Source organism: Tatumella morbirosei (assembly GCF_000757425.2).
Classification (GTDB): domain Bacteria; phylum Pseudomonadota; class Gammaproteobacteria; order Enterobacterales; family Enterobacteriaceae; genus Tatumella; species Tatumella morbirosei.
Window position 1 is genome coordinate 525758 of record NZ_JPKR02000003.1, and the last position, 22695, is coordinate 548452.

Genomic DNA, 22695 nt, shown 5'->3' on the forward strand with positions numbered 1-22695 from the left:
CCCACATATTTATTTATTCGTAGGTATTACCCGTCTTTGCGGATAAACATTTATCCCGGTGAAATGACTGCAATACCGCAATATCGACGATAAATGCGACGCTGCCGTCACCCATAATGGTTGCTGCAGAGATGCCTTCAACTTTCCGGTAATTACTTTCAAGATTTTTTACCACCACCTGATGCTGACCAATAAGCTGATCAACCAGCAATGCATATCGCTTACCGGCAGTTTGTAAGATTATCGCAATACCACGGGTCGGGTCCTGATGAGCATTTTCAACCTCAAAAACCGCAGATAACGCCACCAGTGGCAGATATTCACCCCGAACTTCCAGCACCCGTTCGCCACCGGCCAGCGCTTTCAGATCTTTACGCTCTGGTTGTAGTGATTCCATCACCGCGTTGAGTGGCAGGATAAACACCTCATTACCCACACGTACCGACATACCATCGAGAATTGCCAGCGTCAGCGGTAACAGAATACGAATGGTTGTCCCCTGTCCCTGTTTTGAGCTGATTTCCACATGACCGCCCATTTGCTGGATATTCCGCTTGACCACATCCATACCCACACCACGCCCTGAGACATCCGTGACCTGCTCTGCTGTCGAGAAACCCGGCGCAAAAATTAACAGACCAATATCGTCATCGCTCATATTTTCATGCAATGGGATACCGGAAGAGCGTGCTTTAGCCAGTATTTTTTCGTGGTTCAGTCCGGCACCATCATCAGTGACCTCAATACAAATATTGCCTCCACGATGCTCTGCCGACAGTATCAGATGACCGGTCTCAGATTTACCGACCTCAATACGCTGCTTTGTGGGCTCTACACCATGATCCAGACTATTACGTACCAGATGAGTCAGAGGGTCAATAATGCGCTCTATCAGGCTTTTATCCAGCTCGGTAGAGCTACCCTGCAACGTCAGCTCGACTTTCTTACCGAGTTTCGCCGCCAGATCTCTGACCAGCCGAGGGAAACGGCTGAATACATATTCCATCGGCATCATCCTGATAGACATCACCGATTCCTGAAGATCGCGTGCATTTCGCTCCAACTGACTCATGCTGTTCAGTAAATCACCATGAATTCCGGGTTCCAGGGTATTCGCATGTTGTTGTAACATTGATTGCGTAATCACCAGTTCACCCACCAGGTTAATCAACTGGTCGACCTTTTCAACCGCCACGCGGATACTGCCAGATTCACTGGCTTTCATCACCGGAGGGGGCTGCCTTGCGGTTTTTATCGACGACTCGTCCACGGATTTATCCGGACTTTCCTTCGCTACCCCGGCATCTGATTCGGGCGAAATGAAATGCACCTGCTGTTCATTCACCACGAAACAGAGTACAGCAAGCAGATCCTCTTCACTCACCCCGGCAATGTTAGCCTCAAGGCTGTCAGAATGCTTAACCACCCCGGAAACCTTACCGATATTTTGTAACTCCGTAAGCAGAAGTTCGGCTTCATTATTTTTCAGTGATTCCAGCCGTAACCGGACTGTTTTATCGGTACTGCCTTTGATCTCAGTGACCGGAAGCTCAACAGGATGCTGCGGCCCGGTTTCTCCGGTCGTGATGTCTGCGCCGTCATCTCCGGAATCCTTTTCGAGGGCAATCTGCCGTAGCATTTCGCAGATATAGCGAAAGCTTTCTTCGTCCGGTTGTTGCGACAACTTATAGGCATTCAGCTGCTCTTGCATAATATCTTTGGTTTCCAGAAAAATATTAATAATTGCGCTGTTCAGTGACAGCTCGTCGCGCCTGGCACTGTCAAGTATGTTCTCCAGGATATGCGTCGTTTCCTGTAATACCGTGAAACCGAATGTTGCCGCTCCGCCCTTGATGGAATGAGCTGCCCTGAAAATGGCATTCAACTGCTCCGCATCAGGTGTCTCAGGGTCCAGAGCCAGCAGATGCTGCTCCATATCGGCCAGTAACTCATCGGCTTCATCAAAAAAGGTCTGATAAAAATCACTGATATCCATTGTCACGTAAGCTGCCTTTATTGGTCTGTAGAGGGCGTTCCTGCCGCTAATGAAGATGTAGCGTCCGGCGGTACTGTCGGTGGTTGCTGAAGTGTCGCCCCGGACACAGCCGGCAGAGCCGAATCTTCAACTGTATGGTTATCCTTCGTATCAGACGTGGTCTCTGAACCATGTTGAGCAGATGCTGCTGACGAAGAAGGTACTGCTGAGCTTACCGGAGACGGGAGTTGCAACTGACCCGGTTCAGAAATTGTGATTGCCTGTGCTTCACTGTTTTCTTTTTCAATAGCCTTCTGTGCATCTTCGGTCAGTATCAGCAAACTGATCCTCCGGTTTTCGGCGTCATCACCCTGCAGATTTTTGAGTTTCATCGTATCCGCCATCCCTAGTACCCGCAGAACTTTCCCCTGATTCAGACCACCCGCGACCAGTTCCCGACGAGAGGCATTGGCCCGGTTAGCCGAAAGCTCCCAGTTACTAAAACTTTTTTCGCCGTCCTGGTAGGGATAATCATCGGTATGTCCGGCAATGCTGATGGCATTGGGGACATCATTAAGAATTGGCGCTATTGCCTGCAGAATCGTGCGCATATAAGGTTCCACTTCTGAGCTGCCACGAAGAAACATCGGCCTTTGTTTACTGTCGATGATCTGAATCCGTAATCCGTTGCTAACCATTGTAATTAACAGATGGGGGCGAAGTGCTTTCAGTCGCGGGTCATTCAGTAGCAGTTTTTCCAGCTTCTTTTGCAGCTGTTTGAGTCGCCGACTGTCCTGTTGATTTTTGCTATCTGCTTTAGGGAGCACACGTTTGACTTCTCCTTGTTGACGGGTCACATCTTCCCCACCACCGGGTACCACACTGACACTGTCACTACTGCGATAACCGCCGGACAATGCAACCTTCAATGGCGTCTTAAAATATTCGGCTATCTGTTGAAGTTCTTTCGGAGTGGATACCGACACCAGCCACATCACCATAAAGAAAGCCATCATGGCAGTCATAAAATCGGCATAGGCTATTTTCCAGGAACCGTGACTGTCATGGTGTTTGGACGATTTTATTTTCTTTACCACCACTCTCTGACGTTCAACCGGTTTCATACGTCGGCTTCCACTGTGGATTTATTAACTGTTTTATTCTCACGGACATGATCCTCCAGTTCAGTAAATGAAGGGCGTTCACTCGAATACAGAACCTTACGTCCAAACTCGACTGCAATCTGCGGTGGATAGCCATGCATATTCGATAACAGTGTTATTTTTATGCACTGCATCATCTTGGTATTTTCGGCATATTTCTGTCGGAGTACAGAGGCCAGTGGTGAGATAAAACCGTATGACAGCAGAATACCCAGGAAAGTCCCGACCATTGCATGAGCAATTAACGCGCCCAGTTCCGCCGCCGGACGGTCCGCAGAGGCCAGAGCATGCACTACCCCCATCACCGCCGCTACAATCCCAAACGCCGGCAACCCGTCACCTGCCGCAGCGATACTCTGTGCTGGCGCATCACTTTCATGCTCGTATGTTTCTATTTCTTCATCCATTAATGATTCGATTTCAAATGCACTCATATTACCACTGATAATTAGCCGCAAATAATCAGTCATAAAATCGATAATCATTTTATCAGCCAACAGTTTGGGATAGTGAGTAAATAGTTCGCTATTGGCAGGCTCCTCAATATCTTTCTCCAGGGCCAGCATACCCTGCTGTCGGGCCTTTGACATCAACTGAAATAATAATGTCATCAGATCAAGGTAGTGCGTTTTAGTATATTTTGAGCCTCTGAATAATAAAGGCAGCGCTTTGAGTGTTTTTTTTAGTGACTTACTGCTATTCCCGACAAAAAAACGCCCCAATCCCGGCACCACCGATGATCAATAATTCCGTCGGTTGATACAGTGCGCCCATTTCCCCGCCGACCAGTGCATATCCTCCCAGCACTGAACCGATAACCACAATATACCCCAGAATAATTAACACGGAGAGCCCCTTACGTCGCCGATATCTTACGAAATTTATTTATGCTGAAATTATTTAAAGTCAATAATAAAGCAAAGAAATACACTACTACCGGACATTTGATAAATTTAACACTACTTAGCTTTTAATTTTCTCATCCAGCATATACAAGCTGTTATCGGCATCCGCTTGTGGAAGTTTACGTTTTTTAACTGCCCGGGAGGGTGGCTGACATAAACTACAGATAAAACTGCCTCTGGGCTGGTGGGCATGATTAACAAACTGTCCATGACAGCATCGACAGGAGGAGAGTTCCAGCATTCCACTTTCTACGAAGCGTATTAATGTCCAGGCACGGGTCAGTGCCAGTAACGGTCCTTCATCACCAGGTGGGCATTGTTCCAGATACAACCGGTAAGCCGCGATCAGCGCACCGACCCCTTCTGTTAATTGGGTTTTCTGCATAAATAACCAGGCGTGATAAAATACCGTGGCATGTATATTATGCTCCCAGGTCATAAACCAGTCAGTGGAAAATGGCAACATACCTTTCGGTGGCGGGCATCCTTTAATTTCTTTGTATAGCCTGATTAGGCGCCCACGACTGAGGACAGTTTCGCTTTCCAGTAATTGTAACCGCGCGCCAAGCCTGATAAGTTCTGTGGCCAGTTGAATGTCGTGCCCTTCCTGTATAACACTGTGTGCTTTCATCTCTTTCTCCTGAAGTTTACCGGCAGGTTTTCTAAGAAACTGACTGTAAAAGCTCACTGGCTAAAATAATTCCGGTATGAATTTGCTGCATATCGTCTACCCGGGATTCGCGGGTCAGGCGCTGTATAGTGGTATAATCCATAAACCGCAGTTTGCATATTAACTGGTTAGTTTCAGCCAGTTTCACCAGACCTGGCAGAGTCAGTTCTGCCAGTTTATTTGCCATGGCTTCATCAATTCCAAGGCGAAACATAGCTGAAGATTTATCCTGGCTAATTAGCTGCTGAGCCAGAAGTAAATACGAAAGATTAATGTCGTAAATATGTTTCACCAGGTTTACTGAATTCATTTTAGTTTCCTCTTGATTAAATTACTAACTCACACACACAGAATCCCCACATTGCACAGTTTCCCGGCAACATCCTTCCATAAAATTTATCTCTTCAAAACTGACACACAAGATTAAATAATTAGACACATCCCAAAACGGTAATCAACAGGAAAAATATTCTTTTGTATAAAAACACACAACTTCATTTTTTCCTGTTTTATGGGATTTATCTTATTTGAATTTAACTGTTCACTGACGCGCGCACAATGGTTTTTTCTATTTATTTAGCAGGGGAATTGACTTAGATCATTTTACAAAAATTACCACAGGTTTCAAAGGGTAATATAACCACCTTTAAATTTTTATCAAAAATTGCTGTCAATCAAAAAATACACCTGATAATAAATCAGCCATACTCATGATTTGCGGCAAATCAATTAAATAAATTACTGATTTGCATAAAACACCAACAGATCTGAGTATTTTATTTTATTGCATAAGTATTCAATGGAATTATTTCCATTAGTCACAATAGTGTTGCACCACCCGGAATCAAACAAAGCATCTCATAATAAACAACTCACTGGATATTGCATGACTATTTAAAATCAACAATAACAAAAATAAATAACACTTCAATAGCCCATTTTTTATTAAATGAAATCGATAAATTGGTGAGATTAAAATAAAATTCCCGGAAAAATAATCAAGACTATAAATATACCGGCAATATTGCCGATATAGCCGGACTAAGAGAGAGAACAGACCACCGACAACCAGCGTTATGTCGGCGGTAATAGTGGAGTCTGCTGAATAATACGGTGTAACCTAACGGGTATCTTAGCTTTTGAGACCCGCTATTTGTTTCAGATCATGCAGAAAACTATCGCGCCAGCGATCGATGGTTTGTGTTGTTAATACTGACATCATCTGTTGATAACGTTCTCTGCGCTCCTCTAACGACATTGTAGTCGCCCTGTCAATCGCTGCAGCGACTTCTCCGCGATCATAGGGATTTACGATTAATGCACCGTTAAGTTCATCGGCAGCCCCGGCAAAACGAGACAAGATTAATACTCCCGGATCATCAGCATCCTGTGCCGCAACATATTCCTTCGCCACCAGATTCATCCCGTCACGTAGCGGTGTCACCAAAGCGATATCCGTCAGACGGAAGATTTTCATCAGTAACCGGCGGTCAAAATGCTGATTTAAATAGTAGAGAGGTGTCCAGCTTAATGTGCCATACTTACCATTGATCCTGCCAGTTTCCGATTCCAGTTGCTGACGAATTTTTTGGTATGCCTGGACTTCTCCGCGTGAAGTAGGCGCTATCTGAGTAAAGCGAATCCTGCCACGATGTTGCGGATACTTTTCCAAAAACTCTTCATAGGCCTGAAAGCGCTCTGGTAACCCTTTCGAATAATCCAGCCGTTCACAGGCAATAATATTTTTAGCCTCACCCAGAGAATCACGAATCGCAGCCATCTTAGGAGGCAGCGGGCCGCTGGCCAGCTGGCGGATAGTCCCGGGTTCAATACCAATGGGATAGTGACCAACACTGAATGTCTTGCCATAAGCCTGCCACCTTCCGTCAGGAGTAGGATTTAATGGCGTCAGCTGAGCCAGGGTACTTAAGAAAGCCTGCTTATCATTATCTGTCTGGAATCCCAGCAGATCATAGGCACATAACATCTGCATAATTTCCTGATGGTCAGGCAGTGCGGTGAAAACTTCAGGCGCAGGGAAAGGGATATGTAAAAAGAATCCGGCAGGTTGCTGATTTCCCTGGCGGCGTAATTCGGCAGCCAGCGGCATCAGGTGGTAATCATGTACCCAGAGAATATCCTGTGGCTGAAGCAAAGGCTGCAATCGCTGTGCCAGCAGTTTGTTGACACGGCAATATCCTTCCCACGCACTCCGCTGATAGTCAACCAGATCAAGGCGGTAGTGGAACGCTGGCCAGATAACGGTATTGGAATACTGATTATAGTAGAGGTCATAGTCATTTTGGTCCAGACTAAAGGACGCATAAGTAATCCCGTCATTGACTATCACCTCTACCGGTTCCTCTTCACCGGATATCTCTGCAATCTCTCCGTTCCAGCCAAACCACAAACCACCACTGTGCTTAAGAGCATCCAGAATTCCGACCGCCAGTCCACCGGCGCTGGCTTTCCCCCCCACAGGCAATACAATTCGGTTTGATACTACAACTAGTCTGTCCATCCGGGTGACTCCTTATCGTGTTTTGTAGGTTGAGACTGGCGGGATTCTGAATTGAGTATGCTGGCGATCCATTGATGAACCTCAGCAGTATTCTCCAGCCGGAATTTTGCCTGTGATTTACCCTTTCCGATTTTGACGGATATTCCCCCCATGTTATTAACGACACTGAAACCACGCTCGTCGGTCAGGTCATCGCCAAGAAATACCGGTATCCGCCCATGGAATGGTGCAGAGTGCATAAATTGAGCAATCGCTTTTCCTTTATCGATATTGGAAGGCTTGAGTTCAACCACACACTTCCCTGAGACCAATGTCAGCTCAGGTATCTGGCTGACCACAGTCCGGGCCAGCGCTTCAGTTTGCTCTGCAAATTGTTTTGCCTGACGATAATGCAGAGCAAATGCTATGCCTTTTTTTTCCAGCCTGACACCTGGTAAACCTGAGATGCCTTGTTTCAACTGCTGTTCTGCTTCTGTCAGTAACTCAGCTCCGGGCATCATCCGGTTAATCATGCCATTATTATCTCTGCGCTCAGCGCCATGAACGCCTGCGGCAGGCAGTAATACTGGGGACAGCAACTGGTCTATCTGGATTAATGGCCGCCCTGAGATGATAGCAACCGCCCCTCCCGACTTCTGAAACAGCAGTTGTAAGTTATTACAGACTTCAGCGGATACGGTGACTAACTCAGGTGTAGGCTGTAACGGTGCCAGGGTTCCGTCGACATCGAAGAAGAAGGCATGTTTTCCGGAGGGAGTGACCGGAATTGGTTGTTGGTGTTGTAGCACATTTAACTCCTGTCTGTTTTGCTATCCGGAGACGAACAGAGATTAGTTACCGTGTGGCAGTAAAATAAAAAACCCTCGTCGTGCCGGGAGATACCCGTATGAAAGTTTAATCAGGTATCAGGCAGGCCTGGTAGTATGACCAGTGAGTATCAGCCATGTTTTACTGGCTGCCTCCTGCGGGTGCTCTGATGATACAGAATCACAATTATTCGCTAAGTAATTATCAAAACAGATTTAAGTATAGCTGTTTTTTCAGACTCACCGTCTTATACCTTGTCTGAAAAAAGCTAATGCATTTCCTATGCCAGTATCATCAGAATCGGTCACAGGAATAATGAGCTTCGTGGGGCTTTATAGCATGAGTAAAATTATCCCCCTCTCAGCCTGTCCGGATTCCCCGTAATGTAATGACAGACAACCGACAGACCGAGTGAAAATAAGCCTCATAATAATCCTATTGAAAAATGGCTTATTGGACACATCTGATATACTGAGAGTTATTGTTCAGCGCTAATCAGAGGAATTGAGTATGACAATTGAGTATGCAGTGATTGCCGGTGGCTGTTTCTGGTGTACTGAGGCAGTATTTAAAAGCATCAATGGCGTTGAATCGGTCGAAAGTGGCTATACCGGAGGGAGTGTCGAAAATCCGACCTATCCACAAGTTTGTGAAGGAACTACCGGCCATGCCGAAGCAATCCGCATTGGCTTTGATCCTGCTGTGGTAGGTTATGGTGATCTGCTGGACATCAGTTTCGCGACTCATGATCCAACCCAGCTTAACCGCCAGGGCAACGATATTGGTACACAGTACCGCTCTGCCATTTTCCCGGCCACCCCTGAACAAGAGCAGGAAGCAAAAGCAGCTATCCAGCGTGCAGCAGAAGACCATACAGCGCCGATTGTGACCACGATCGAGCCTCTGAAAACCTGGTATCCTGCAGAAGATTACCACCAGAACTACTGGGATGGTGAAGGTCAGCGTAACGGATACTGCCTGGCGGTGATACCTCCAAAGTTACAAAAGTTACGTAAGCGTTTTGCCACTCAGGTAAAAGAGTAAACTGCCAGACCGCAAACCGGCCAAAATGGCAGCAGTTTGCGGTCAAATAAACCAATTAGCTCATGAGTTAAGCGGGCGAAACAAAAGAAGAAAATAATTCTTGACCGTTAGCAGCTGACTCCCTATAGTACCGCCCCGTTAGCCGCTACGGCCGCTGACAGGAAAAATGTGGTGAGGTGTCCGAGTGGCTGAAGGAGCACGCCTGGAAAGTGTGTATACGGCAACGTATCGAGGGTTCGAATCCCTCCCTCACCGCCATTATTTATTAAGAGAGCCTGAACGCAAGTTCAGGCTTTTTTATTTTCTGAAGCCATGATGCACCCGGGAGGGTGAGAACCCTCGCAGGGTTCGACAAAACAAAGTTTTGGATGGCCGCAGGCCACCCGCAGGGCGTGCAGCAACGCTGCGCGTCTATCCCTCCCTCACCGCCATTATTTATTAAGAGAGCCTGAACGCAAGTTCAGGCTTTTTTATTGGTTGTAAGCTAAGGTCCGATAACACAGTAAATCTTAACGAGATATCACCAGTAACTTCAGGTAGGATGGTCAGGATAGTAAATCAATATACAGCCGGAAAATCTCTACCCCGGCATCATGCAAAAAACGACTCTCTGCAATACAGTAACACTCTCATTTTTCAGTTAAAAACAGCGAAGGGAGCAAGTTAATGGCACTCCAGAAATCCCATCCGGTACCCCGTCTGCTGGTGATTGGCGGGGGAACGGCCGGAATTGGTGTAATAGCGAGTCTGAAAAAACGTATCAAAAATCTGCAGATTACCGTCATTGATCCTTCTGAAAATCACTATTATCAGCCGGGCTGGACCCTGGTCGGAGGTGGACTTTATGCTAATCAGAAAACCATCAGACCAATGCGCGAAGTTTTGCCTGATGGAGTCACCTGGATTCAGGAAAATGTCTCCGCGGTTGATCCTGTCAGCCAACATGTCACTACCCTGTCGGGTAAACAGTTAAGTTATGACTTTCTGGTGGTCGCCTGTGGGGTTGTCTTACGCTGGGATAAAATCGAGGGGCTGGAAGAAACTCTGGGACGCAATGGTGTCACTTCAAATTACCGTCCGGGTCTGGCGCCCTACACCTGGCAACTGGCAAGCACCCTTTCCCGTGGCAACGCCATCTTTTGTCAGCCAATGACTCCGTTTAAATGTGCCGGTGCGCCGCAGAAAGCCCTGTATCTCTCCTGCGAGCACTGGCAGAAAAAAGGGGTACTCAGCAATATCAATGTCAGATTTAACGTAGCAGGCAAAGCCATTTTCAGCGTTCCTTATTTTATTCCGATCCTTAAATCCTACCTTGATCGCTATACCGCCAGTGTCAGTTACTCGTCCGAACTGATTAAAGTTGACGGCAACAATCAACTGGCAACCTTCCGTATCAGTAAAGAAGGTCAGGCAGACCGGGAAGAAACTTACCCGTTCGATATGCTGCATGCCGTCCCGCCGCAGACACCCCCGACGTTTATTACCGACAGTGGTCTCGCTAATCCTGATGGCTGGTGTGATGTGGACCAGAAAACACTGCAACACCTAAAATATCCGGAGATCTTTGCGCTGGGTGACTGTTGCTCGGCCCCGGCCTCTAAAACGGCTGCCGCGGCCCGCAAACAGATAGTGGTAGTGGCGGAAAATTTAAGTAACGTCATTCAGGGTAGCCCCCCTCTCACCCATTACGACGGATACGGTTCATGCCCTTTAACTGTCGCCAGAGGCCGTGTGGTACTGGCTGAATATGGTTATCAAAACAAACTACTGCCGACCTTTCCTGGTGAACCCGCTCGTGCCAGCCGTTTTGCCTGGTTCCTGACTGCCCGCTTTTTGCCTTATTTCTACTGGCGTGGCATGTTGAAAGGCGTTGAATGGTTTGCCCGCAGCAAGCCGGAAAAACAGTAAATCCCGGCGAAATATCGCAGCTGAACTATCAGAGAAACAGCAACGGCCCCCTGAGGGGGCCGTTGCTGGAAAATTTCAGAAATCATGCTGACTTAGTTGAACGTCATACCACCATCGATGATTAATGCCTGACCGGTCATATAATCTGAATCGCTGCCAGCCAGATAAGACACACATGCCGCAACATCTTCCGGTTCAGAGATACGGCCGAGGGTCACATTTTTCGCCCATTGTTGCAGGCCCCACTCCAGCGACTGACCATTTTCATCCGCCACTTTCTGCGCGATACCTTCCATCATTGGAGTACGCACAATCCCCGGGCAGTAAGCGTTAACAGTAACACCAAATTTAGCCAGATCTTTAGCCGCTGTCTGAGTGATACCGCGTACCGCAAATTTAGTGGCACCGTATACTGCCAGATCCGGATTACCCACCTGACCCGCCTGTGATGAAGCATTGATGATTTTACCAATGACATCGCCGGTTTTCGCCGGAGTTCTTTTCTTAAAGTGTTTAAGCGCAGCCTGAGTTCCCCAGTAAACGCCGCCGACGTTAACATCGAACACTTTGTGGTAGATTTCCGGCGTAATATCTTCGATAGGAGTGGTCGGGCCCAGGCCGGCATTATTGACGATGACATCCAGCCGGCCAAATTTCTCAACCACTTTGTCTACGGCCGCGAATACCTGGTCACGGTTAGCGACATCGACAACGACTGCAACGGCTTCACCACCTGCTTTAGCGATCAGATTAACGGTCTCCTGAGCTGAATCGGCGTTAAAATCCAGGCTGCCAATTCTGAAACCATCTTTAGCCAGTCGTAACGCGACAGATCTGCCAATACCCTGACCTGCACCTGTGACCACTGCCACTTTTTTCTCTGAACTCATGGTTATTTCCTTCTGAAATTACATAAAGTTATCTTGTATATCGCTAAGATTTATTACCAAAGCATGAAAAATTTGTTATGCCTCTAAGGTAATCCTCTGTGTGCAGATTAAGATGATTCAGATCAAGTTTTACGGCATTTGAGATGTCCAGGCAGGTCTAAGCGCATTAAATATTAAATCAGCGTAATTTTAAAACCATAGTAATCACATGGGGTTATCATTTTTTTCCTGACTATTTATTGCCACATCGAAACATGACACGGCTCTGAAAAATTCTTATAAATACATATCGTTGATATCGACAATACCAGGATAGCTAACTGGAATAGTAAACCGTTAGTTTTTTCACGCACGGATTTTAATAAAAAAACCTGAACAAACGTCCAGGTTTTACAGGGAAATATCAGTTTGACCTTGCAGGAGAAACGATGATTCTTCAGAACAGCAGGTAATTCGCCAGCAGCATGGCCAGCACCCCGCCAATCGCGGGGAGCAGAGTCCGGCGAACAATTTCAAAGGGTGAACATTCACCGGCTTTACTGACGGCAATAATCACACCGGCGACAGGAGATACTGCCCTGCCCATTCCGGCCATCATTTGCATGGGCAACAGGACTTTCACCGCACTTTCACCGAATTTAGCAGCGATGGCCGGAGCCATTCCCGAGAATGAGAAAAAAGCAGCCACACCAGAACCTGTCAGGACCGCAATCACTCCGACCAGTAAGGTCATGACCAGTGTCATACTGTTAAAACCAAAACCGGCGCCCTGGACCGTACTTAACAGATAATCCACAGCACCAATTTTTTGCATTCCCTGGGCATAAATATCAGCACACACCAGCAACGAAACAATGCTGGTAAACATACTGCCCATTCCTTTAAAGAAGGCCTGTACCCCCTGGCAACTGCTGGCCAGATTTCGGGTAACGATCAGTTCGCAGATAAAGGCAAACAAGGTGCCGACTATCATCGCGGTGACTACATCTATTTTGATAGTTTTAATCAGCAACGGGCTGAACGCCAATACCAGAATCACCGGAAATACCGGCAAAAAGGCATATAATGCCGGCGCACGATGCTCTGATATTTCGCTGCCATCATCTGTGGATGCCACCACAGCATCCACCTGATGGCCGGCTTTTTTATCATAATAACGGGCCGAAAAATAAATTATTACCGCCACCACCAGCATCACAGCCACAGCCACCGGCATCTGATAACGGGCGAAATAGACCGCCGCTTCCATACCGGCGTGGCTGGCGGCCAGATTTGCTGTTCCCACCGCAGGGCCTAAATCCATAAAAGCAGACATCCCTATCATGGCTGCGGCGGCGGCTTTACTTACCCCGAGCCGGACCAGCACCGGAAAGAACGTCACCAGCAGCAGCATGGCCAGACCGGCAGCACTGGAGATGGCGATATGTAATAACTGAGCACAGATATAGCCCAGCGCCAGAATCAGATACGGCGCTTTAATCAGTTTCAATGGCCGGATACAGGCATTCACCATAGCATCCGAGGCATGAATCTCATCCATGTAGCGGGCAAAACCGCCTGCGGCCATGATAATAAGCCCAATTCCTGCTATCTGTGTTGACAGAGAGTCCCGGGCAAAGGCAAAGATGTCCAGCCACACCGATCCCGTTGTAACAGATTTGCCGTAAAGGATAGACCGCTCCGGATATAAAAGTACCGTCAGGGCCAGCAAAATCAGTCCTGCCAGCAATAACACAGTCTGGGGCTGAACATTTTTAATAATTAACCATGCGGCAATAATGGTAATCACTATTGCAATGAGAAATGCGGTCATGGGTTGTTCCTTGTTGTTCAGCAAAGTATGAACCTGCTGCGGATGTTTACATCGGATTAACAATTCCTGGCAGAATAAATAGCCGCTACCGGTAATAATATGAGAAAGCGCGTTTCCCGCATGAAACTGTGCAGATGATCTCATTGCCGGACGGCCCTGTGTCGCGGTAGTGTTAAACCACCAGTCACTGATAAATTTTCCTGCGGAGAGTCACGATGAAGGAATACCCTCCACTGACGCTAAGTCAGTATCAATCCGGGATTGCACAGCTTCGGACGTTGACCGAATCTGAATTCCGTCTGGATGACTATCTGCAACATCATTTCAATGAGATACCGTTCCACGGGATTGTGGATATTGCACAGAACGCCGGGGTCAGCAAGGCCACCATCGGACGATTTCTGGCACGACTTGGATATACCGGTTACGCTGAGTTCCGCCGTAATGTCGAAGCTGCGCTGTTGTCTCAAAAAATGGATTCTCCTTATGATGTCGCCACCCGTACCTCACCGGTGCCGGAGCTAACCACCCCGCAGAGGGTGGCTAATTTTAGTAACTCAATTGGCAGTTTATTGGCAGAATTTCAGCAGTCACTGAATATCAATAATCTGGAAGAGTTTACCGCGCTGTTGCTGGACGAGAAGCGACACCTGTACGTGGTCGGCCCCTCTTCCTCACTGGCGATGGCTACGCATTTTGTCACCCTGATACAGTATTTTCGTCATCAGGTGACATTACTGAGCCTGGATAGCGGAGAATTACCTAAATCATTACTGTCTGTCTCACCGCAGGATGTACTGGTGGTATTTTCTTATTACCGTTTCAACAACATGGCGTTGCGGGTTGCCGGCTGGTTTCGCAACCACCAGGCTACGGTGGTGCTGGTGACTAATTCAGAATCCAATCCTTACGGCAAGTACTGTAACCTGCAATTTATTTTACCGAGTGAAACCGGCTCGGTGTTTAAAAGCCGGTTAACTGGATTCGCTTTTACTGAACTGGTCTTGCATATGACATTTGCCAGCGATAAAGGTCTGGGAAACTTTGCTGAACTTGAAGAGTTATTCAGTTACTTCGAAACCTTTTCATCCGGCGTCTGAAACTTAATTTATAACCTGCTTTTGGCGGTCAAAACCGGCAATAGCTTCATCAATCAGCAAATCATTGCTCCCCAGCCATGATTCCGGCTGGCAGGCCTCACGTATTTCGGATTCACTGAGAGCTTCACGAATTGGCTGACAATCCAGTACCACATTTAGTAAATCCCGCGAGCCGTCTTCTTGTTTGAGCAGATTTTTTACCAAATCATAAGCCGCCTGACGACCGATTTTTTCTGCCAGTTTCATGGAGACCGACTCGGACAAAACAAAGTTATGCGATGAAGAAAAATTACGCCTCATCTGCTGCTTATCCACGACCAGATGGCTGATAAGCCCGACTGCCCGTTGCAGGCTGGTAGCCACACATAATGAAGCCTCAGGAACCAGACTCCAGTTAAGCATGCGCATCGAGGCTGACCGGACATCCTGCTGATCAAGTAAATTGGGCGCACCCGCGGCATACATCCAGCCCATTCTGGATAATGTCTGGATCATGTTACTGGCTCGTGGATTGGTTTTGTGGGGCATAGCACTGGAGCCTCCGCCTTCTTCTCCTTCCCGCAGCTCGCTAGTCGAGGCTCTGCCCTGGGTTTCAACATCATTGGCGATTCTGCACAGAGTACCGTGAACTAATCCATAAAACTGAATAACTTCTGCCACATGGTCCTGGCTGGCATTCAGCATTCCGGAAGGACATGTCAGCCCCAACCTCGCCATGAGTCGGTTACGCACCTCAATGCCCAGGGCACCACAGGAGGAGAGATTTCCGACCGCACCGCCATACATCCCGGTAATTGCCGCCGGATAGAGGCTATCCAGCCGGTAGATATGCCTCGTCAGTTCAGCAAGATAACTGCTGACCTGCAATCCCCAACTGGTCGCCGAAGCATCAACAGCATTGGTACGGGCTACCATAACTGTTTTTCGGTGCTGGTCGGCCATCTGTTTTAGTAACTCTCCAAGCTGTACCAACTGGCGACGCAATATTTCCAATGATTGCTTGAGGCGCATAGCCAGTCCGCTATCCAGCAAATCCTGGGTGGTTGATCCCCAGTGCAGATATTTTTTAACCAGATCACTACCGGTACTGGCTATCTGATCAATCAGTGGTTTAACCGGCATCCCCACCAGACGGGTCCCGGCGGACAGGAGATCCCAGTCCGGTACCAGTGTCCGGCAGGCAATGGCAATATCCAGTGCGGCTTGCTCAGGTATAATCTCAAGTTCGGCCTGTACCGCTGCCAGAGCCGTTTCGAATGTCAGCCAGCAGTCAATAAGATGGCTGTCTGACCAGACAGTTTTCATCTCCGGTTGTGTAAACAGGGACGAATAGAGTTCCGAGTCAAATACTGAACTTTGGTCACCACGCATAATCAACTCCTGCATCATTAAGCCTGCCTGCGCTCTGACTGTTGCCGGGGTGGCAGAGAAGCAGACAGGAGAAGTGCGGAAAGTGTGCGAAAATCACGTGCAAAAAAAAACGGGAATCTGAGATTCCCATGTATCAGTGTCGAAAGCAGCGCTGCTTTTGTGAGTCATAGTACAAAAGCCAGCCCGGACCTCACTTCTGAACGTCAACAGTATCAGGTGGTCTGCCAGTTGTGCAGCCAGTACTGATAATGAGACGGCCATTCCATCGTGGGAGTGCCCGGTTTTCCCATCCCGAAACCATGACCACCGGTTGCGTAGCGATACAACTCTACCGGCACATGGGACCTCTCACAGGCCGCTTTCATGATGAGTGTATTTTCCGGGTTTGAAATCGGATCATCCTTTGCCTGGACAAGAAAAAAAGGAGGGGAATCTGGCTTCACAAAATTCTGTACTGACCATGCCTCATCCTGCTGTGCCGTGGCATGATTTCCCACCATAATTTTATGGGTCGAGGTATGAGTATAGGGAGATTCCAGCGTAATGATCGGATAGATTAATGCGGCTCTGTCGGCCGTTGCTGGCTTGCTGTCGAGGCTGTCAACCGCCGGATAGCTGGTAAAATCAGGTCGGGTCGCTGCCATACCCAGCAAATGACCACCGGCTGAAAAACCAAGTAGTCCGACATGCTTTTCCCGCTGCCTGATAAGTCTTATGGCCCGTTGGGCATCCTGTAAGGCAACCAGGTTACCGTCTTTCCAGCCTTCCCCCGGTAACCGGTAGCTGAGCACGTAGGCAGTAAAACCTTGTTTAGTCAGCCAGCGTGCAGCTGGCAGTGCTTCACTGGCCATTTCAATACGTTTATAACCACCTCCGGCAGCAATCAGTACCGCATAACCGTTGGTTTTGACCGGCATGTACAGGGTCAGCGATGGCTGGGAGATATTACTTTGAGCCCCTTTAGCTGTCCAGTGAACCGGCCCGGAGGGACCGCCACCGCCCGGTGGCTGAACAGGCCAAAGTAGAAATGTCTGTGGTGTTCCGGTGCTTACATCGTTCAGAGCCGCAAAGCTGTTAACACTGCGGCTAATCAGCAAACCTGCACCCAGAGTTCCCATAAATTGACGACGATCCATAGTGGCCCCAGTAAAAAAGTCATGCTTTCATCACAGCATAACAATGCGCAGATAATATGGAAAAATTATCACCTGATGTTTCATCAGAGACAAAATCATTGGGATTAATCAGAAACTCTTAATCATTATCATGCATATTTGTCTGTGGCAGTCTGGTACTTTTCGTCAGCTGTTGCTGTGTTAGTGGCTGATGGCTGTGTATTCCTGCTGATTTATGTACGGAGTGATAAAGTGTTGTCGGTGATTAAACAATAAGTTAACCAAACGGATAAATTGTCCTAAAAATGACTGAACTGGCTAATTTAAGAATATAACCCGGATACAAATGCGGGCAAAAGGCGTTATTTTAGACAAGGCTGTTTCACTCCAGGTCTTTGATTTAACAAGCTGAGATCCTGTTTTTTACTTTTTTTAAGGGTTAATCAGTATGATGAATTACCTGTTGCTGGCTATTGCTATAATTTTGTTAATCATTGCCGGGTTTTCGTTAGTCTCCTATCTGAGGGATAAAAGAAAACACACTATTTCAGGAAGAAATAAACGCCGTTAACCTGGTGCTGCGCATTACCTGTTGGGGAGAAATCACCGGGGCCGTTTTTTACTGACCGCCCCGGTGATTTTATCCGGCAACATAAAACTGTTTAATATTGTTAAAATACCCTCGCAGACTAGTCTGCACATTATAGTCCGGTGACATAACAGGGAATCTATCCCAACCAGTATTACGCCGGGACAGAGTCAAAACCTTGCTCATCAAAAGCCAAAGCTGTCGAGTTCCGGATAATCGTCAGGGCGAACTTTTCCTTCCCAGAAGAAGCGACGTTGCTCATCAGTAATCGGCTTATCATTAATACAGGCATATCGATTTATCATCAACCCTGCGGCATTGAACTCCCAGTTTTCGTTGCCATAACTGCGATACCATTGTCCTGCATCGTCGTGCCATTCATAAGCGAACCTCACTGCAATCCTGTTCCCGTCAAACGCCCATAGCTGCTTAATCAGTCGGTAATCAAGTTCTCTGTTCCACTTACGTTGCAGAAACTGAACTACCTGCTCCCTGCCTCTCACTTCTTCATTCCGGTTGCGCCAGAAAGTATCCGGGCTATAGACCATGCTCACTCGTTGTGGATCCTGACTATTCCAGGCATCTTCTGCCAGTCTGACTTTTTTGGCCGCAGTTTCGGCAGTAAACGGAGGTACGGGCTGTCTGATTTCCATGGTGACTCCAGATTTAACGTTATGTAGACAACTTTGTCTACATGCAGAGTAGCTCATGCAGACAAGTCTGTCTACATGAGTTATAATTTAATTTTAAAGGAGACTTCTGATGACCAAACCCTCTGCTGCCCGTGAGCGTATACTTGAAACCGCTCATGACCTGTTTTACCGAGCCGGTATCCGGGCCTCCGGTGTTGACCTGATTATTCGGGAAGCTGCCGTCACCAAGGTGACGTTTTACCGTCATTTCCCGTCGAAAAATCAATTGATTCTTGAGTTTCTGGATTACCGTCACCAGCGCTGGATGCGATGGTTCAGAGAGTCATTACAGTATTGTAGGGTTGAAGGATTACCGTTAGATCAGGCGATTGGTCAGACGATGGCTCAATGGTTTAACAGCGAAGATTTCCGGGGCTGTGCCTTTACCAATACAGCAGCAGAATTAGGTGACATGCTACCTGAGGCACTAGAACGGGTTCGTGAACATAAACGGGATATGACAGTGACTATTGCCGGTTTGCTGGCCGCGTATGCCGGGGGGCAAACACAGGCTGCCATGATTGCCATGGCAGTTGACGGGGCAATAGTCACCGCCCAACGCGGTGAACCTGTTGCTCAGTGCATAGCCTTGCTCAGTGATCTCACCCGGCGGGTCATCAGCCCGTAATACCTCTCCTTTGTTGGTAACCGACAGGGGTGGCAGGTGCCCAATAAACAGGCCGCAACCTGTCGGTTGCGGCCTGAGACTAACGTTTCCCTCTATCAACCGGCAATTGGCCGCCAGCTGTAGCCCGGGGTGGAAAATTAACCGTAAGCCAGTAACGTCCGTTGGCACAATTCGGAACGGACACAGTCCTGTTTATCAAAACGTACCAGCCCCACCAGGTCATCATCAGCAAAACGTGCTAATGCATCCCCCAGTCCTGAAGTCACGCCTGCCGGCAAATCACACTGAGTAATGTCTCCGTTAACGATAACCGTCACATTCTCCCCTAAGCGTGTCAGGAACATTTTCATTTGTGCCGCAGTCACGTTTTGCGCTTCATCCAGAATCACGAAAGCATTTTCGAAGGTCCGGCCACGCATATAGGCGAACGGAGCAATCTCAACCTTACCGATTTCAGGACGCAGGCAATATTGCATAAAAGAAGCACCGAGACGTTTTACCAGAACGTCATACACCGGACGAAAATAAGGGGCGAATTTCTCAGAAATATCACCAGGCAGAAAACCAAGATCTTCATCAGCCTGCAATACCGGACGTGTCACAATAATACGTTCGACATCTTTATTAGACAGCGCTTCTGCTGCTTTCGCAGCACTGATCCAGGTTTTACCACATCCGGCTTCCCCGGTAGCGAATATGAGTTGTTTGGTTTCGATGGCAGCCAGATAACGGGCCTGAGCCTCATTTCGGGCAGCAATTACAGAACGATCCCGGGTGTCGCGGGCCATGCCGATAGAGTCCATTCCCCCCATCTGCACCAGCGAAGTGACCGATTCTTCCTCACGCTGACGATGACTGCGCGAATCATTACGGATTACCCGGCGCGCTTCACGACGCGCTTTAATCACTGCTTTCTGTCTTCCCATGTTGGCACCTTACAGTTGGTTTCATTTTCCGGGCCTGAACATCAGGCACGTATACGTGAACGCTTTAGAGGTTTACCGGCTTCCTTTTAAGCCATGAACAGCCGTAGAGAGCAGTACATCGTTCTGATAAACGTGTACCGGTTAAAGAGACATGCAGTAATGAATATAAATGATAAAAAGACGATGATTTTAGAGTGAAGCCTGTACCTATGCCTGGCGACATAAGCGAAATGTTTCTGATGTGATGCATACAGCCACAATTCATGCACACTCTCCGAAGTCCCGCGTAAAACAGATACTCTCACTGAATAACTTGCACCTGACAGGCAGTGAAATGCAACAATATTTTTACTCTTTCGCGAAAAAATAGTTAGCAGCTTAAAACACAGAATTAGATAAACCTTTTAAAACATAACGTTACTATATTTCCGTCAAAACTGGCGTTAACAATAAATAGTGGCCGCCAGCCTCGTTTTCTTTGCTGGCTCCGTCAGGTAATGCTGACAATTTATTCTGGCGACCTGATGCGGGTTATTTTTTGAGCAAAAAATAACCCATCTGACTCCGAATGAGTGGCTGTCCCTGAAAAAATAACCACTCACTGAAATATATTCTTCCATCAACGAAACGGTGAATACTTTCATTTTGTTTTAGCGTTTTCAGACAGGACAACAGGATTGTCCTGGCAAACTTTATTCCGCCATGATGCTTACCCATAAAAAAACCCGCGACAGAGTAATATCACGGGTTTTTAACCAGACGTTATTGTCAGATGTGTACCGAATTAATCGTTTTGAAATTCCTGACGTGCAGTTTCAAAACGTTGCAAAGCTTCCTGAGAAGGGCGTGAGCCAGTCTTACTAAAAATCACAATTGCCAGTAACCCGACAATGAACCCGGGGATGATTTCATACAAACCAAACAACGCAAATTGCTTCCAGATAACCACAGTGACTGCGCCCGCTATCATCCCTGCCAGTGCGCCGTTACGGGTCATATTTTTCCAGCAAACACTCAGCAGTACCACCGGGCCAAAGGCAGCACCGAATCCTGCCCACGCATAACTCACCAGGCCCAGGACCTTGTTTTCCGGGTTACGAGCCAGAAGAATAGCCACCAGTGCCACCAGCAATACCATCAACCGCCCTACCCAGACACGCTCACGCTGGCCCGCATTTTTGCGTAGAAAAGCCTTATAAAAATCTTCAGTCAGTGCACTGGAACAGACCAGCAACTGACAACTCAGTGTGGACATCACTGCCGCCAGGATAGCCGAGAGAAGTATGCCGGCTATCCACGGGTTAAACAGAATCTTTGCCAGTTCGATAAATACCCGTTCGGCGTTCTGATTAACGGCTCCGGCCATCGCCGGATGGGTATCAAAATACGCTATTCCGAAGAATCCAACACCTACCGCCCCTGCCAGACAAAGAATCATCCAGCTCATACCAATCCGCCTCGCAGCGCGCATCGAACGATGTGAATCAGCGGCCATAAAACGTGCCAGAATATGCGGCTGTCCAAAATAGCCCAGTCCCCAACCGAGCAGAGAAATAATGCCAATAAAGCTGGTACGGTTGAATATATCGGTAAACCCCGGACCATGGGCTTCGATAACCTTCATAGCATCCGGGATGCCACCCACCGCAATTATAACAATGACAGGAGTGAGGATCAGAGCAAAAATCATCAGGCTGGCCTGAACCGTATCGGTCCAGCTGACAGCCAGAAAGCCGCCCAGGAAAGTATAAACAATCGTCGCTGCCGCCCCCGCCCAAAGAGCCGTTTCATAACTCATACCGAAAGTGCTTTCAAATAGCCTGGCGCCCGCCACAATCCCCGAGGCACAGTAGATGGTAAAAAAGACCAGAATAATCAGTGCCGAAATCACCCGTAATACTTTACTCCGGTCTTCAAAGCGACTGGAAAAATAGTCCGGTAAAGTCAGGGCATTATTATGATGCTCAGTCTGAACACGTAACCTCCCGGCCACAATTTTCCAGTTCAGCCAGGCACCGATGACTAAACCAATCGCTATCCAGCTTTCAGAAATCCCCGACAGAAAAATTGCACCCGGTAATCCCATCAGGAGCCAGCCACTCATGTCTGAGGCACCGGCAGAAAGTGCCGTGACCAGACTGCCGAGTTTACGACCACCCAGGATGTAATCATCGAAATTTTTGGTCGATCGCCAGGCAAAAAAGCCAATAAGCAACATACCGAAGATATAAATAATAAATGTTACAAGTAACGGGGTACTGGCTGTCATGTTTGTCTCCATTTTTTGCTTATTATCAGGCACAGTCTGAGCAAATAGCACGAAAAAATCACTATCCCCCGTGCTTTACGCACAGATAATACGCATATCGTGTAGTTTCCACCCTCCCTGCCAGTTGCAACAATGAAGTAACATGTTGTTACATGGAACGCACTTATTTTTTATTCACAACCAGCGTCGGATCAAATTTTTCAACATTGCAACTTTATGCAACCCGTATTTAACGGCATAAATAACCCCATCAGCCGCACCCTCTAAAAAATAACAACCGACGGTAAAACTCTTAACTTTTCAGCCCAA

The 22695-nt window shown here is 47.6% G+C and carries 18 protein-coding genes, 1 tRNA gene, 1 other RNA gene and 1 pseudogene; 7 read left to right on the forward strand and 14 right to left on the reverse strand.

Annotation, left to right across the window (positions count from 1 at the left end; translation table 11 throughout):
* Positions 1 to 13: 13 nt before the first annotated feature.
* From cheA to otsB, 7 genes and pseudogenes are all read right to left on the reverse strand, one after another.
* The gene (cheA, locus tag HA49_RS05300) at positions 14 to 1996 is read right to left on the reverse strand and encodes a chemotaxis protein CheA (protein WP_046791676.1); all 1983 of its coding nucleotides are present in this window, start codon (positions 1994 to 1996) and stop codon (positions 14 to 16) included.
* 17 nt (positions 1997 to 2013) lie between these two features.
* Positions 2014 to 3099, reverse strand: coding sequence for a flagellar motor protein MotB (gene motB, locus HA49_RS05305; protein ID WP_072055913.1), 1086 nt, complete (start codon positions 3097 to 3099; stop codon positions 2014 to 2016).
* Positions 3096 to 3984: pseudogene (gene motA / locus HA49_RS05310) on the reverse strand (flagellar motor stator protein MotA). Before motA ends, motB begins: the two are co-directional and overlap by 4 nt.
* Before the next feature lie 117 nt (positions 3985 to 4101).
* Positions 4102 to 4674 carry a flagellar transcriptional regulator FlhC gene (gene flhC, locus HA49_RS05315; RefSeq protein WP_038020999.1) on the reverse strand — a complete coding sequence of 191 codons (573 nt, stop codon included), beginning with the start codon at positions 4672 to 4674 and terminating at the stop codon, positions 4102 to 4104.
* 31 nt (positions 4675 to 4705) lie between these two features.
* Complete coding sequence (gene flhD, locus HA49_RS05320; protein ID WP_038021000.1) at positions 4706 to 5023, reverse strand: flagellar transcriptional regulator FlhD; 318 nt, start codon at positions 5021 to 5023, stop codon at positions 4706 to 4708.
* A gap of 822 nt (positions 5024 to 5845) precedes the next feature.
* Positions 5846 to 7234, reverse strand: coding sequence for an alpha,alpha-trehalose-phosphate synthase (gene otsA / locus HA49_RS05325; RefSeq protein ID WP_038021001.1), 1389 nt, complete (start codon positions 7232 to 7234; stop codon positions 5846 to 5848).
* Positions 7222 to 8022 (reverse strand): trehalose-phosphatase, encoded by an 801-nt coding sequence (gene otsB / locus HA49_RS05330; RefSeq protein ID WP_046791677.1) that lies wholly within the window; start codon positions 8020 to 8022, stop codon positions 7222 to 7224. The genes otsA and otsB overlap by 13 nt, the downstream gene beginning before the upstream one ends.
* A 529-nt stretch (positions 8023 to 8551) precedes the next feature.
* Here otsB and msrA point away from each other — a divergent pair.
* From msrA to HA49_RS05345, 4 genes are all read left to right on the forward strand, one after another.
* Positions 8552 to 9085: a peptide-methionine (S)-S-oxide reductase MsrA gene (gene msrA / locus HA49_RS05335; protein WP_038021002.1), complete on the forward strand. Its 534-nt coding sequence runs from the start codon at positions 8552 to 8554 to the stop codon at positions 9083 to 9085.
* A 170-nt stretch (positions 9086 to 9255) separates the two neighbouring features.
* Positions 9256 to 9343, forward strand: a tRNA-Ser gene (locus HA49_RS05340).
* Between the two features lie 51 nt (positions 9344 to 9394).
* Positions 9395 to 9516, forward strand: a non-coding RNA gene (locus tag HA49_RS20800) — RtT sRNA.
* 235 nt (positions 9517 to 9751) lie between these two features.
* Positions 9752 to 10993: an NAD(P)/FAD-dependent oxidoreductase gene (locus tag HA49_RS05345; RefSeq protein WP_038021003.1), complete on the forward strand. Its 1242-nt coding sequence runs from the start codon at positions 9752 to 9754 to the stop codon at positions 10991 to 10993.
* Between the two features lie 92 nt (positions 10994 to 11085).
* On the opposite strand, the gene HA49_RS05350 is transcribed toward HA49_RS05345, so the two are convergent.
* Both HA49_RS05350 and dcuC read right to left on the reverse strand, forming a co-directional pair.
* Entirely contained in the window at positions 11086 to 11883 is a 798-nt protein-coding gene (locus tag HA49_RS05350; RefSeq protein ID WP_038021004.1) for a (S)-acetoin forming diacetyl reductase, read from the reverse strand.
* A gap of 436 nt (positions 11884 to 12319) precedes the next feature.
* Entirely contained in the window at positions 12320 to 13696 is a 1377-nt protein-coding gene (gene dcuC, locus HA49_RS05355) for a C4-dicarboxylate transporter DcuC (protein WP_038022485.1), read from the reverse strand.
* 215 nt (positions 13697 to 13911) lie between these two features.
* On the opposite strand from dcuC, the gene HA49_RS05360 reads away from it, so the two are divergent.
* Positions 13912 to 14796 carry a MurR/RpiR family transcriptional regulator gene (locus tag HA49_RS05360; protein WP_038021006.1) on the forward strand — a complete coding sequence of 295 codons (885 nt, stop codon included), beginning with the start codon at positions 13912 to 13914 and terminating at the stop codon, positions 14794 to 14796.
* 3 nt (positions 14797 to 14799) lie between these two features.
* On the opposite strand, the gene HA49_RS05365 is transcribed toward HA49_RS05360, so the two are convergent.
* Positions 14800 to 16167, reverse strand: a complete 1368-nt coding sequence (locus tag HA49_RS05365; protein WP_038022488.1) for a class-II fumarase/aspartase family protein — start codon at positions 16165 to 16167, stop codon at positions 14800 to 14802.
* 212 nt (positions 16168 to 16379) lie between these two features.
* Entirely contained in the window at positions 16380 to 17303 is a 924-nt protein-coding gene (locus tag HA49_RS05370; protein ID WP_038021007.1) for an alpha/beta hydrolase, read from the reverse strand.
* A gap of 430 nt (positions 17304 to 17733) precedes the next feature.
* Here HA49_RS05370 and HA49_RS22055 point away from each other — a divergent pair, with 430 nt between their 5' ends.
* The gene (locus tag HA49_RS22055; RefSeq protein WP_425427722.1) at positions 17734 to 17853 is read left to right on the forward strand and encodes a small membrane protein; all 120 of its coding nucleotides are present in this window, start codon (positions 17734 to 17736) and stop codon (positions 17851 to 17853) included.
* 203 nt (positions 17854 to 18056) lie between these two features.
* Here HA49_RS22055 and HA49_RS05375 read toward each other — a convergent pair whose 3' ends face one another.
* Positions 18057 to 18524, reverse strand: coding sequence for a nuclear transport factor 2 family protein (locus HA49_RS05375; RefSeq protein ID WP_038021008.1), 468 nt, complete (start codon positions 18522 to 18524; stop codon positions 18057 to 18059).
* Positions 18525 to 18633: 109 nt separating this feature from the next.
* Between HA49_RS05375 and HA49_RS05380 the strand changes: the two genes are divergently transcribed.
* Positions 18634 to 19191: a TetR/AcrR family transcriptional regulator gene (locus HA49_RS05380; protein WP_038021009.1), complete on the forward strand. Its 558-nt coding sequence runs from the start codon at positions 18634 to 18636 to the stop codon at positions 19189 to 19191.
* 137 nt (positions 19192 to 19328) lie between these two features.
* Here the strand turns inward: HA49_RS05380 and phoH are convergent, their stop codons facing one another.
* On the reverse strand, positions 19329 to 20117 hold the full coding sequence (phoH, locus tag HA49_RS05385; protein ID WP_038021011.1) for a phosphate starvation-inducible protein PhoH: 789 nt from the start codon (positions 20115 to 20117) through the stop codon (positions 19329 to 19331).
* Positions 20118 to 20901: 784 nt separating this feature from the next.
* Positions 20902 to 22386: a sodium/proline symporter PutP gene (putP, locus tag HA49_RS05395; protein ID WP_038021014.1), complete on the reverse strand. Its 1485-nt coding sequence runs from the start codon at positions 22384 to 22386 to the stop codon at positions 20902 to 20904.
* Between the last annotated feature and the right edge of the window lie 309 nt (positions 22387 to 22695).

What these genes read in the sequence shown, in the direction of transcription:
- cheA (WP_046791676.1), bottom strand. Translation starts at nt 1,996, where the DNA reads ATGGATATCAGTGATTTTTATCAGACCTTTTTTGATGAAGCCGATGAG.
- motB (WP_072055913.1), bottom strand. Translation starts at nt 3,099, where the DNA reads ATGAAACCGGTTGAACGTCAGAGAGTGGTGGTAAAGAAAATAAAATCG.
- flhC (WP_038020999.1), bottom strand. Translation starts at nt 4,674, where the DNA reads ATGAAAGCACACAGTGTTATACAGGAAGGGCACGACATTCAACTGGCC.
- flhD (WP_038021000.1), bottom strand. Translation starts at nt 5,023, where the DNA reads ATGAATTCAGTAAACCTGGTGAAACATATTTACGACATTAATCTTTCG.
- otsA (WP_038021001.1), bottom strand. Translation starts at nt 7,234, where the DNA reads ATGGACAGACTAGTTGTAGTATCAAACCGAATTGTATTGCCTGTGGGG.
- msrA (WP_038021002.1), top strand. Translation starts at nt 8,552, where the DNA reads ATGACAATTGAGTATGCAGTGATTGCCGGTGGCTGTTTCTGGTGTACT.
- HA49_RS05345 (WP_038021003.1), top strand. Translation starts at nt 9,752, where the DNA reads ATGGCACTCCAGAAATCCCATCCGGTACCCCGTCTGCTGGTGATTGGC.
- HA49_RS05350 (WP_038021004.1), bottom strand. Translation starts at nt 11,883, where the DNA reads ATGAGTTCAGAGAAAAAAGTGGCAGTGGTCACAGGTGCAGGTCAGGGT.
- dcuC (WP_038022485.1), bottom strand. Translation starts at nt 13,696, where the DNA reads ATGACCGCATTTCTCATTGCAATAGTGATTACCATTATTGCCGCATGG.
- HA49_RS05360 (WP_038021006.1), top strand. Translation starts at nt 13,912, where the DNA reads ATGAAGGAATACCCTCCACTGACGCTAAGTCAGTATCAATCCGGGATT.
- HA49_RS05365 (WP_038022488.1), bottom strand. Translation starts at nt 16,167, where the DNA reads ATGCGTGGTGACCAAAGTTCAGTATTTGACTCGGAACTCTATTCGTCC.
- HA49_RS05370 (WP_038021007.1), bottom strand. Translation starts at nt 17,303, where the DNA reads ATGGATCGTCGTCAATTTATGGGAACTCTGGGTGCAGGTTTGCTGATT.
- HA49_RS22055 (WP_425427722.1), top strand. Translation starts at nt 17,734, where the DNA reads ATGAATTACCTGTTGCTGGCTATTGCTATAATTTTGTTAATCATTGCC.
- HA49_RS05375 (WP_038021008.1), bottom strand. Translation starts at nt 18,524, where the DNA reads ATGGAAATCAGACAGCCCGTACCTCCGTTTACTGCCGAAACTGCGGCC.
- HA49_RS05380 (WP_038021009.1), top strand. Translation starts at nt 18,634, where the DNA reads ATGACCAAACCCTCTGCTGCCCGTGAGCGTATACTTGAAACCGCTCAT.
- phoH (WP_038021011.1), bottom strand. Translation starts at nt 20,117, where the DNA reads ATGGGAAGACAGAAAGCAGTGATTAAAGCGCGTCGTGAAGCGCGCCGG.
- putP (WP_038021014.1), bottom strand. Translation starts at nt 22,386, where the DNA reads ATGACAGCCAGTACCCCGTTACTTGTAACATTTATTATTTATATCTTC.